Origin of the sequence: Alteromonas sp. KC3 (assembly GCF_016756315.1) — a bacterium.
Lineage (GTDB): Bacteria > Pseudomonadota > Gammaproteobacteria > Enterobacterales > Alteromonadaceae > Alteromonas.
Map to the genome: position 1 here is coordinate 1,945,089 of NZ_AP024235.1, position 12,154 is coordinate 1,957,242.

Annotated in this window: 12 protein-coding genes; 4 read left to right on the forward strand and 8 right to left on the reverse strand. The window is 45.0% G+C overall.

The window, feature by feature from the left end; translation table 11 throughout:
* Positions 1–16: 16 nt before the first annotated feature.
* Positions 17–478, reverse strand: coding sequence for a nuclear transport factor 2 family protein (locus JN178_RS08670; protein ID WP_202265324.1), 462 nt, complete (start codon positions 476–478; stop codon positions 17–19).
* 153 nt (positions 479–631) lie between these two features.
* On the opposite strand from JN178_RS08670, the gene JN178_RS08675 reads away from it, so the two are divergent.
* The 4 genes from JN178_RS08675 (at position 632) to JN178_RS08690 (ending at position 3,998) form a co-directional block, all read left to right on the forward strand.
* On the forward strand, positions 632–1,540 hold the full coding sequence (locus tag JN178_RS08675; RefSeq protein ID WP_202265326.1) for a LysR family transcriptional regulator: 909 nt from the start codon (positions 632–634) through the stop codon (positions 1,538–1,540).
* Between the two features lie 116 nt (positions 1,541–1,656).
* A complete protein-coding gene (trhP, locus tag JN178_RS08680) occupies positions 1,657–3,099 on the forward strand; it encodes a prephenate-dependent tRNA uridine(34) hydroxylase TrhP (protein WP_202265328.1) in 1,443 nt (480 codons plus the stop codon).
* Positions 3,100–3,102: 3 nt separating this feature from the next.
* Positions 3,103–3,354 carry a YfhL family 4Fe-4S dicluster ferredoxin gene (locus JN178_RS08685; protein ID WP_202265330.1) on the forward strand — a complete coding sequence of 84 codons (252 nt, stop codon included), beginning with the start codon at positions 3,103–3,105 and terminating at the stop codon, positions 3,352–3,354.
* 143 nt (positions 3,355–3,497) lie between these two features.
* A complete protein-coding gene (locus tag JN178_RS08690) occupies positions 3,498–3,998 on the forward strand; it encodes a GNAT family N-acetyltransferase (RefSeq protein ID WP_202265332.1) in 501 nt (166 codons plus the stop codon).
* 42 nt (positions 3,999–4,040) lie between these two features.
* Here JN178_RS08690 and JN178_RS08695 read toward each other — a convergent pair whose 3' ends face one another.
* The 7 genes from JN178_RS08695 to JN178_RS08725 all read right to left on the reverse strand — a co-directional run bounded on the left by JN178_RS08695 (position 4,041) and on the right by JN178_RS08725 (position 12,102).
* Positions 4,041–4,679, reverse strand: coding sequence for an Isoquinoline 1-oxidoreductase subunit (locus tag JN178_RS08695; protein ID WP_202265334.1), 639 nt, complete (start codon positions 4,677–4,679; stop codon positions 4,041–4,043).
* Positions 4,676–6,865 (reverse strand): xanthine dehydrogenase family protein molybdopterin-binding subunit, encoded by a 2,190-nt coding sequence (locus JN178_RS08700; RefSeq protein ID WP_202265336.1) that lies wholly within the window; start codon positions 6,863–6,865, stop codon positions 4,676–4,678. Before JN178_RS08700 ends, JN178_RS08695 begins: the two co-directional genes overlap by 4 nt.
* Before the next feature lie 2 nt (positions 6,866–6,867).
* Entirely contained in the window at positions 6,868–7,329 is a 462-nt protein-coding gene (locus JN178_RS08705; RefSeq protein ID WP_202265338.1) for a (2Fe-2S)-binding protein, read from the reverse strand.
* Between the two features lie 433 nt (positions 7,330–7,762).
* Complete coding sequence (locus tag JN178_RS08710; protein ID WP_202265339.1) at positions 7,763–8,569, reverse strand: RDD family protein; 807 nt, start codon at positions 8,567–8,569, stop codon at positions 7,763–7,765.
* 85 nt (positions 8,570–8,654) lie between these two features.
* Positions 8,655–9,329: a response regulator transcription factor gene (locus JN178_RS08715; protein ID WP_202265341.1), complete on the reverse strand. Its 675-nt coding sequence runs from the start codon at positions 9,327–9,329 to the stop codon at positions 8,655–8,657.
* A gap of 50 nt (positions 9,330–9,379) precedes the next feature.
* Complete coding sequence (locus JN178_RS08720) at positions 9,380–10,942, reverse strand: sensor histidine kinase (protein ID WP_202265343.1); 1,563 nt, start codon at positions 10,940–10,942, stop codon at positions 9,380–9,382.
* An 89-nt stretch (positions 10,943–11,031) separates the two neighbouring features.
* Entirely contained in the window at positions 11,032–12,102 is a 1,071-nt protein-coding gene (locus JN178_RS08725) for a phosphotransferase (RefSeq protein ID WP_202265345.1), read from the reverse strand.
* Positions 12,103–12,154: the final 52 nt, after the last annotated feature.

The following is a 12,154-nucleotide window of genomic DNA, read 5'->3' on the forward strand; positions in this document are numbered from 1 at the left end:
CTTCCTCGTTTACGGGTTAAAATTCAAGTTCAGTTAAGTTTGGAAAGTCATCTGGGCGCGTAGCACCTTCCCAGGTTAGACGGCGGGAATCGGCTGAAATAGGATGTTCGTTAATACTTGCAATACGTTTTTCCATAAGGCCTTCGGCGTTAAATTGCCAATTTTCGTTCCCGTAGGCGCGAAACCACTGGTTTGAGTCATTGCGATATTCATAAGCAAAGCGCACAGCAATGCGATTTTCTTTGTAAGCCCAAAGCTCTTTTACAAGCTTGTAGTCCAACTCTCGGTTCCATTTGCGGGTGAGAAAACTCACAATCTGGGCTCTGCCAGTTATGAATTCAGCTCTATTGCGCCACTCACAGTCAAACGTGTAAGCATTCGCAACAGTGACAGGCTCTTTAGAATTCCATGCGTTTTCAGCAAGACGTACTTTTTCAGCAGCACTGCCATCAGAGAATGGTGGAAGCGGTGGTCGCATTGTTAACTCCTTATTGGCGTAACGGGTATTGCTAGGTTCATGTAATAAGAATATTGCTAATTCATTGGAAAATAATTGTGTATTTTTGAAAGTTATTATTTCATTATTTGTAATAGTTGATTTGTGAGTGACGAAAAGTGACGGGAGAGAACGATGGACAAGCTATTTGCAATGAGAGTGTTTGTTACTGTCGAAGCACACAATAGTTTTGTGTTAGCGGCTGAAGCCCTGACAATTTCTGCACCAGCGGCAACTCGAGCTGTGTCTTGGCTTGAACAATCGCTGAATACGAAGCTGTTTCATCGAACGACACGGCGAATTCGTTTAACCGAAGCGGGAGGGCAGTATCTCACTCACGCAAAGCGGATCCTTGAAGACATCGATCATATAGAAGCACAAGTGGCGGGTATTCAAATAAAACCCAGTGGCGTACTGAACGTTACTGCGCCTATTTTATTTGGCGAGCGCTATGTAACGCCCATAATTGCCTCGTTTTTACAGGATTTTCCCGATGTGTCGGTTAATGGATTTATGTATGACAATATCGTGGATTTGATAGAGCATAATATCGATGTGGCCATTCGCATCGGTAAGCCTAAAGATTCGTCATTATATGCAACAACAGTGGGTTTTGTTGGCCGAGTGACCTGCGCTTCGCCTCACTATTTGCAAGAGAATAGCCCTATAATTACGCCTGAAGATTTGAAACAGCATACTATTGTGTATCCCACCCGTTTTAATGAGCCCGCCGTGTGGACTTACCACAAGAACGAAAAACCGATAACCGTAAAGCTAAAACCGCGGTATCAGTGTAATCAAAATAGAAGCGCAATTAACGCGGTTAAGCGCGGATTTGGCGTAACGCGATGCATGTCGTATCAAGTGGCAGAGGAGCTCGCAAGTGGGGAGTTGGTAAAAGTATTGGATACCTTTGAAGACACGGTATTGCCTATTCAAGCCGTTAGTCTTGAGGGACGTCACAATCAAGAAAAAGTAAAACTTTTTATTACCTATATAAAAAATGCACTGGCAGAAAACACCTACTTAAACGCAAAAAACTAGTTGTGCGACTATTTTATTGATCTCCATCAAGTCCGTCTTATCTAGCGATTGCTGAATGTGCTAGCGCTCAATAGAATCCGCCGCTTTTACTTAAAGCGTCTAGTAGCGGTTTACCTATGTCAATTGAAACACCTAATGTTAATTCACCTTCATCAGCACTTTCACCTGTAGCTGTTCCCGAATTGTTGGCCCCAGCAGGCAGCTTGCGCAATATGCGTTATGCGTTTGCCTATGGTGCAGATGCTGTCTATGCAGGTCAGCCTCGCTATTCGTTGCGTGTAAGGAACAACGAATTCAGCTTAGAAAATTTGGCAGTTGGTATAAAAGAGGCCCACTCGAAGGGCAAAAAGTTTTACGTGGTCAGTAATATTGCGCCTCATAACAGTAAAATTAACACCTACCTTAAAGATATTGCCCCTGTAATCGCAATGAAACCAGATGCGTTAATTATGTCGGACCCTGGGCTTATTATGTTGGTGCGTGAAGCATATCCTGAAATGCCCATACACTTAAGCGTTCAAGCAAATGCCGTGAACTATGCAACGGTAAAATTTTGGCAAACACAAGGTATCGAGCGCGTGATCTTGTCGCGCGAATTGTCGCTTGAAGAAATTGAGGTAATTCGAGAGCAAGTCCCTGACATGGAGCTTGAAGTCTTTGTGCATGGCGCGCTTTGTATGGCTTACTCTGGTCGCTGTCTTCTATCGGGATACATGAATAAAAGGGATCCCAATCAGGGGACTTGCACCAATGCGTGCAGATGGTCGTATGACGTGAAAGGTGCACAAGAGAATGAAACGGGAGAGATTGTTCAAGCAGGGGTTACTCAAGTAGATCCAAACGCTGTCATTCCTACGCTTGGTGACGGCGAGCCGAGCTCTAACGTGTTCATGCTTGAGGAAAAAGAAAAGCCTGGTGACCTCATGCCTGCATTTGAAGATGAGCATGGCACCTACATCATGAATTCAAAAGATCTGCGCGCAGTTCAGCATGTTGAGCGACTTACCCAAATGGGAGTACACAGTTTAAAAATAGAAGGTCGAACTAAATCACATTATTACTGCGCTAGAACGGCACAGGTGTATCGCAAGGCCATTGACGATGCGGTGGCGGGAAAGCCGTTTGATATAAACTTAATGGCCAGTTTAGAGACCCTCGCGCATCGTGGATACACCGAAGGATTTCTTCGCCGTCATGCTCATCACGCGTACCAGAATTACGAATATGGCCATTCGGTAAGTGACAAGCAGCAGTTTGTGGGCGAAGTGGTATCGCGATGCGAAACCACCGGCTTTGCCATTGTTGACGTAAAAAATAAGTTTTGTGTGGGGCATTCACTTGAGTTGATGACACCACAAGGTAATTTGCATTTCATACTGGACAGCATGCTAGACAAAAATGGCCATGCCATTGACGATGCCAAAGGCTCAGGTCATCAAGTAAAAATACCCGTGCCATCTGAAGTCGACCTGTCATACGCATTATTGTTAAGGAACTTAAGCGAAGGCGTTGATACACGCAATCCGTTTAAACAAGACAAGCAGTATGCAAAGGGGTAACAGGTGGCGCTTAAAATTTTAGAGACTTGTATAAATTGTGATATGTGCGAGCCGGAATGTCCGAATAAAGCCATTAGTATGGGGAAAAAAGTGTTTGAAATTGACCCTGTTCGCTGTACCGAGTGTGTAGGTCATTATGATGCGCCAACCTGTGTGGCAGTCTGCCCAATAGACGTCGTAAAACCTGATCCATTATACAAAGAAACCCTTGATGAATTAGCTGATAAGTTTATCGCGCTTAATAGCGAGCTTTAAGTGCTAAAGCAGACGCTTTACCTTTCAAAATAGACTTAGCGCGTTTGCTTTTCACTTATGGAAAATGTGTCTTGAATATTTAAGTGGGTAAGGCATCATCAAGGTATAAAAGATTACTAAAATACGCGTGAGGTCATATAGTTATGGGGACAGTAGATCCTGGGGTAAAAGCTACGGATAAAACAGTTACATGGAAAGCACTTACTTTTGACGAACTGAGCAATAATCAATTATTCGAGTTACTCAAGTTACGCGTAGACGTGTTTGTTGTGGAGCAAAATTGCCCTTATCCGGAACTAGATGAAAAAGACCGCCACAGCGAAACTCACCACTTAATGGGCTTTAAAGACGAAGAGTTAGTGGCATGCGCACGACTTTTACCAGCCGGATTAAGTTACCCGTCTATAAGCATTGGGCGTGTGGCTACGCGTCAATCATTTAGAGGGAAGGGCGCAGGTAAACTGCTAATGCAAAGTGCTATAGCGCATTGTGAGAACTTATGGCCAGGTCAAGATATTGAAATAGGTGCGCAAGAATACTTAAAAGGCTTTTACGAGAGCTTTGGTTTTGTGGCGACGTCTGACATGTACCTCGAGGATGATATACCGCATATCGACATGATAAGGTCAGCTCAAAACGGTTAAACCATAGTAAGCTGACCTTCAGTGTTGTGTTATATAGCTAAACTACATGCTTTGAGACGGGCAATGCGCACCTGATTTCACCCAGGCCTTTGCTAATGCGCCAGCTTCTTCCTGCGTTCCTGGCGCTTTTTCTCGACCTTTACCGGGGTGAAAACCCCAGCCCACTAGGTCATCTTCGGCTATGTGCTTAACCACGGCATCAAGCGACTTTCCGCCATTGCGTTCAGGATCCTTCAATTGTGCACAAATCTCGCTAAGCGATTTGCCCAGCCATTTTTGCTTGATGGGTGCGGCTTTCCAAGGTGCGTGACCGGGCATTGACCAGTCTTCTTTCACATCCACATTGTGAGCGCCATGACATGTACTGCACATCATACCCGGTACGCCAATATCCGCTACGCCCCGCTCGACAGGTGGCATGTGTGGTTTTTGGTCGTCACCTTGCAATAGTACATCTTCAACATGGCAGTTAATACATCTTGGATGCTGAATAACTTTGCCCAGTTCCTTGAATACGGCTTTGGAATATGCTTCCTCTGAAGATAAATGCTTAAAATCCTCAGGTGCTTTTAATGAACTGGCATCATCTGCACTATGGTTGTGAGCGTGTACTCGGTCAAGCAAAGTCGCACCCAACAGCGTAATTGTGATAAATAGCAGCGTTACTTTAATAGGGTTCATGATGCCTCCTGGGCGCGTCGGATCGCTTTGTTCATCGGGAGGTTGGTGATCATTTGACCCGTTAGCGAACGCCATGCGTTGGCCACAGCAGGACCAATCGGTGGTACGCCTGGTTCTCCGACACCTGTGGGAGATTCTCCTGATGGAACGATAACCACCTCGACTTCTGGCATAGATGGCATGCGCAATGGGTGATAGGAGTCATAGTTACTTTGCTCAACCATACCACCTTTGCCTAGCGTAATTTCTTCTTCGAGAATAGCGCCTAAACCAAACCCTATGCCACCTTCCATTTGTGCCCGCACAATGTCGGGGTTTACTGCCAGTCCACAATCTACCGCACACCAAACGCGCGTTACTTTCACCAAGCCGTCATCAGTTTTGGTAACTTCAGCAATTTGCGCAACATAAGTGCCAAACGATTTATGCACGGCAATGCCGCGGGCATGGCCCACAGGTGCTTTTCCGGCACTATCAGCAAGTTTAACCACCGCATTTAATACGCCTAAATCTCGCGGCGAATCTTTCAGCAGTGCACGGCGTCCTTCAATAGGATCGGTTTCTGTTCTAGAAAGGGCGTGGTCAAGGGCTGTTTCGACCACGTATGCCGTGTGAGTATGCCCCACCGAACGCCACCACAACACAGGGATAGGATTACTCATGGTATGCAATGAAACATCACGATTTGCGATGGTGTAGGGGAAATCACTTGCACCTTCCACTGATGTTGGGTCAATACCATCCTTAATCATTTGCTCAAACGGCGAGCCCGCTACAATAGACTGAGTGGCAATAACATGCTGCCATGCGCTGATATTGCCTTTGTTGTCGGTTCCCGTAACCACGCGATGAACGGTGAGTGGTCTATAGCGCCCCCCTTGTACGTCATTTTCTCTGGTCCACATTAGTTTCACTGGGGTACCTTTAGGTTGCGTTTTAGCTATTTCAGCAGCTTCTTTTGCAAAACCACTGGTAGGTTGGGCGCGTCGACCAAATGTACCACCCCCTAATTGCGTGTTTATTGAAACATATTCAGGCTTCACGCCAAATACAGATGCTACCGTTCCTTGGTCAACAGTTTGCATTTGGCTACCCATCCAAACCTCAACCGTTCCATCTTTATTCGCTCTTACTACCGCATCCAGCGTTTCCATAGGGGTATGGGCAAGGTAAGGAAAGGTGTAAACGGCTTCAAACGTGCTTTGTGCGTTTTTAAGTGCAGACGTTGTATCTCCGTGACTTGCAGCTTTTATTCCTGTGGTTGTGGTTTTATCCACATACTCTTGCGTTATATCATCAGTAGAACGCGTTTCCGCTTTCGTTGTATCCCAGGTGAGTTTAAGCGTGTCTCTACCTTTTATTGCCGCATAAGTGGAAGTCGCAACTACCGCAACACCGCTACTGATTTTATGCACGCCTAGAACACCGGCAACCTTCATAGCTTTTGAGTCATCAACCTCTTTGATCGTTGCGCCAAAATGACTAGGATGAGCAACGGCCGCATAGCGCATATCAGGTAGTTGAACATCCTGAGTAAATTGCGCTGTGCCGTTGGTTTTAACGGTAGTATCAATTTTTGGCACTGGCTTACCAATGTAAATAAATGATTCAGGAGACTTTAGAGCGGGATTTTGGTTGGGTTCAATTTTTGATGCGGCCTCTGCTAACTCTCCAAAAACAGCACTTTTGCCAGAGGCTTTGTGATGTATAACGCCTTTTGTTACCTCAATACTGTCAGGGCTCACATTCCATTTATCTGCAGCGGCTCTTACCAGGCTATCGCGCATCATGGCACCCGCTTTGCGCATCTGCATGTAACTGTTTGCAAGCCCTGTTGAACCACCAACACCTTGTATGCCAAATGCCAAGTTTTTATACAATTCAGCATTCGCGGGTGCATGTTGAGCTTTCATTTGTGACCAATCTGCATCCATTTCATCAGCAATTAAGGTAGTCATGCCGGTAAATGCACCTTGCCCAATTTCTATGTGTTTTACCAAAACCGTAATGGTGTTGTCGGGTTTCAGGTGAATATATGCATTGGGTTGCATGGGCGTATCTTGACTGGCAACGGCTCGGTTACGAAGAGGAAGGTACAAGCCTACTATCAGACCTGTGGCAATACCGACACTTGCCTTTAAGAACTGGCGGCGGTTAAAAGCGGTTTTTTCCTGTGGCATATGCATTCTTAGGCCTCCAATTCAGCTGCAGCATTTTTAATGGCTTGACGTATGCGCACATAAGTGGCGCACCTGCAAAGGTTGCCTGCCATACCCGCGTCAATATCTTCATCTGTTGGATTTGGCTTTTTCGTTAGTAAGTCTACAGCGCTCATTACTTGCCCAGATTGACAAAAACCGCATTGCGGCACATCCAAAGATTTCCATGCTTTCATTACGGCAGCAGCTGTTTTGTTATCTATACCTTCAATAGTAGTGACAGAACTGTTGTTAACGGCACTGATTGGCGTGACACAAGAGCGAACAGCATTACCATTTAGATGAACAGTACAGGCTCCGCATTGCGCTTTCCCACAACCATATTTTGTGCCTGTCATGTTAAGTTCATCGCGCAAAACCCAAAGCAGCGGCGTTTGTCCGTCTACTTCAAGTTCGCGCTCATTATTATTTACGCGCATCGAAATCTTCATAATGTCTCCGGGCTTTTTTGTCAGACTGCGACAAACATTGCTTTGTTTGTGATTAGTCGGCGGCTACTAATCGAGGTAGTAAAAAAGCACACAATAAAGAACAGTGCGCTTTAGATGGCAATTACGTAATGCAAAGTATAGTTAATAGATTGCTTACGTGTGCCGAACATTTAGGTTCAATTCAACGTGACATTGCAGTGGTGACGTTAGCGGGAACTGTGCGACACAGAATCGGTTAATGCGCTATTAATCTTCTATTAATGTTGCGCCAATGATAACGAAAGGAGGCTGCAGTACTATAACGGTGTGGATGCGAAAGTATTCATCAGTGTGTTCTCCTTGACCTCAAACATGTGGTCACCTAGCGCCCTTAACAGGTACTCCCAAGCCTTCAGGGTAGCACTTAGCCCAGTAGTGTGTACTGGGCTATTTTTTATTTTGATGCGCTTATAACTAAGGTCTCAGATATTTTATCCTGAATGGCTTGTCGATTAGGGTCCCAATATATTTGCATAAAGCCTAGTAAGCCAGTTGCTAATCCAGCACCATAGCCGCCGTAGCGTCCGAAGCTTTCCCATAATGAGAGCCCGCTACCATCAAGCTTAAGCACACGAATGTTCATCATGCGTTTGCCGGGCGTTTTTCCATTAAACCATGCAGTAAACACACTGTAATACAGTGCTGCCCAGCCGAAACCCAGTCCGAGGTCTGATATGAACCCCTTTATCCATTCAATGATACTGTAGGTTGAAGTCGCAGAGGGTGTACTTCCAACAATGGCTTCCTCATTTTCAATTTCCATTGAATCTGCAGTGTTATCGTCGTAGTGTGAATACTCATTATCTACTTGATAAGCAGGCTCCTCAAATGCGAAATCAAGTGCAAGTAGCACTGTCCATAACAACATGATAGCGCCACCAACTCTTAGTAACGCTCGCGTGGTTGCGCGCTTTGGATTATGCGCCAAATTATTACTAGCCTTATAAAATGTGGCTGTAGCGATAACCGCTAGAAAAAATGCATTAAGAGAGCTCAGTACCACAACTAAAAACAAGTCGATACCTTGTGCTACACCACGTTGAAAAGGGGTAGCTAATCGAGTACCAAGTAGTGAATCAGACACGCCAAAGGCATATGGCGTAACAATATCTTTTGTTTCTACATGTTGCTTTGGTTCACTTTCTAAGGTGTCGTCAGTAGCCGAGGATGGTGTACTTAGTTGGTGAAGGCGTTCTGGCATAATACATCCGTGTTGATCTTCGAAACCTCCACTTTACACACAAGTGTGCCGCTTTTTAACTACTTTGTTAGTACAAAAAGGTAGGCTATTGTTTTTGCGATAGTCGGTATCCGTTGCCTCTTAATGTTTCAATGTGAAGGGATTCACATTGGGCAAGCTTTTGGCGTAGGCGACTTATGTAGACATCTACAACGTTGGTAAGCGGGTCGCTATGGCTTCGCCACACGCGGCTTAAAATACGTTCTCTGGAAAGGACCTTGCCGGCATTTTCAACAAAGTAATAGAGCGTGTCGTATTCTAACTTAGTAAGGGATAATTCTTGACCCTCTAACGTGGCAATTCTGGACTCTTCATCAATAATGAGCGGGCCGACCCCGCGATGTTTTCTGTCTTGCGGGGCTGACGCTCTGCGGCTAAGTGCAGTTATTCTGGCTAACAGTTCATCAAAATCAAATGGTTTACATAGATAGTCGTCTGCACCAAGTTTTAGCCCGTTTACCCGCTCTTTTACATCATCAACGGCTGTGAGTAGTAACACCATAGGCGCATTGGGCATTGCTTTAATGGTACTGAGTAACTCCACGCTGTCTTCATCGCCAAACATTCGGTCTAAAACAGCGATAGCAGGCGATTCTTGTCGAATGCGAGTAACAAGATTGTGTAACGTGCTTTCCTCTACACATTCGTATCCCTCGGCCGTTAGGCCGCGAGATAAAAAGCGTAACAACGGTGCTTCATCATCCGCAATTAAAATTTTCATTTCACATTACTCTCTCGTTCGTCCCAATTCCTTGTAGCTAAATACAATGCTCACGCATCACCACTGTAATCGGCCGGTAACATTAAAGTAAACGTCGAGCCTTCACCCAATGTTGATTTGGCTTCTAGCTTCCCGCCATGTGCTTCAGCAATTGCTTTTGCAATAGAAAGTCCTAAGCCCATACCGTCACCTTTTCTCTTTAGGCGAACAAAGCGCTCAAAAATATGGTCTAGATCGCTCGACGATATTCCGTCACCAATATCAACAACATGGATACAAACCATGCTTTCACAAGCGCTGACGTTTATCGCAATAGGTTCTTGTTCTCGAGAATATTTATGGGCGTTTTCAACCAATATGGTGAGAGCTTGAATTATTCGTCCCTCGTCAATAAAGACATCAACGGGCTGAGACAGTGTCCAGTTTAAGATAAATTCACGGGACTTGGTGACTTTCTGCCAAAGTCTAACTTGTTGTTCAAGCAAGGCGTGCAAATCGTGTTTCGAAAAGTCGAGTGTAAACTCATGCATTTCAGCACGGGCAAGTAGCAAGAGATCATCTACAAGTTTACTTAAGTTAACCGCTTGCTCTAGTATGGTTTGCAGAGTTTCCTTGTAAACATCATTGTCAGCACTGTGCTGGCGCAGAGTGACTTGTGCTTCGCCTCGAATAATCGTGAGTGGTGTTCGTAGTTCGTGGCTTACATCGGCCATAAACTGACGACGTTTAGCATCGATTTGTGTAAGTTTACTGTTCGCTTCTTTCAAGGCGCGGGTGCGAGTTTCTACTTCAAACTCCAATTGCTTGCGATACGCTGCGGCTTTATCTTCATGTTCCGATAATCTGGCAATCATAGAGTTTAATGCTTTCACTAAATCGGTAAACTCATCGTCGAGAGTCTCTGGTAGTCGATACTGGTAATTTCCCGACGCGATAGCGTCAGTGCCCGTGCGTATGATAGTGAGCGGTTGGTATAGCGCGTTGAAGAGCCAATAGCACCCCAGAAGTATGAAAGGGCAGGTAATAAGCCCCAAACTAATAGTGAACCATACAATGCTTGAATTAAGCGTTTCAATGCGTGCATTTATGTCTGAAACTACACGTGTTTGACGTATTACCGCAGAGTTAATCGCCTCGCGAAATTGATTATCAATGGTTATCTCAAGCAGGTTTTGCAAACGTTGCTGTTGATATAATGGTGCACTGTCGTTACTTAGTGAAATTGCCCTAAATTCATCGACAATGCTTTGAATGAGTTGTTCCAGTGCATCTGTGTCTTCAACGCTGCCTTGGGTAATAGCTTCGCCTAGTGCTTCACGTTGCTCTAGTTCCAGCTGCTTTATGCGTAATATTGACTGATTAATAAGTTGTTGTTTATTGCGAACTTTGGCTTGGTTGGCATCTTTACCAAAAATAAGTTCATCGGTAAGTTGTTTAAATAATCGGTAAGAGATGCTTGAAAGTTGCTGATGTTCAGACAACAACGCCTGAGCGAGCTGACTTTGAGCTAAGTTTGTACGCGTTAGATGTGCTGAAACAGCGGCACTTGCTAGCGCAATAAGAAGAATAAAGGTAGAGAGCAGCCCAAATAAATATAGCTTGCGTTTGTACATGGTAACGACTTGTCATTATTGTTTATGTGACTTCATCGTTTTATACGTTTACAAGCTCAAGATGGAACACGTTCCGCTACAATAAAACGTCAACAGGTCCTAAACATGTGCAACGCTTTTTCCGTCTGAGAGGCTAATTCATCATCTATCTTCCAATGACTTGGGCTCCACCCTGCAAGAAAGCGATGAAAATCGGCGCACGCGACGCAATATAAAGCGCGCCACTGTTCAATCACGTCGTCAATATCGATAGCGTGTGATAATGGTAACAGGCGACTCTCTGCTGATTTCATATTACAACGGTTAATATACGCATGTCTTAATGCATCAAAATAAGCATCAAGGCAACGGGTGTGGGACTGGTGCTGAACACGCGTTGAGAGCGCACTGCCGAGAAAATAAGCCACATCTTTCACTCCCACACCGAAACCGGTGTACTGAAAATCTACTGCTGCGCACTTATCAAATTGTTTGGTAAAGCAAAAGTTTGCTACTTTGGCGTCACCGTGAATAAGTGTTTGGTAGGATGCATTTGAAAGTGCATCTGCGATAGCATGGGCATGGGTTTTCAGTGGTCCCGCTGCCATTGCATCGTATTCATCTTTTCGTGTGCCAAGATGCCAATAGCTACCTTCATCCCAAACCAAAATTCCTTTGTTTTTGATGGTGTCTCTTACACCGAGGAATTGAGCGTGAAAAGCGCCTAGCCAAGACAAAACTGTTTCTGCTTGGGATACGCTTAGGGTATCTGCGGTTTCAGTGAACCCCAAAGCGCGTAAATCTTCCATAACCAGAAATGTTCGGTTACCTGTCTGGTTAGTTGCAATGCACGACGGAACCTTACACTGTGCGTTGGTATAGGGTTGAAGGTGTTGATAGAAGCTATTTTCCACAGCAAACGACGCCAACTTCCTATCGTGGCTAGGTTTACCGTTCCATCCTCTAGGATGGTTTAACGTAGCGGGTGGCGCTGTACACTTGGCAACAATGGGAGCCGTTTTGCTTTGACTATCCGTGTAGGCATGACGATAGTGAAGATTAGCACGAAAACATGCGCCATAACCGCTCCATAGCGACTGGATAAGCTTTACGTCGCTTAAGCGAGCATTGCAGGTTGATTCGATAAACTGAATGAACGCGTTGTCTATTGATGCTGTCATAAATTCGAGTGAAGTTTGCCGCTAAAATTACTAGTACATAGCTTACATTAAG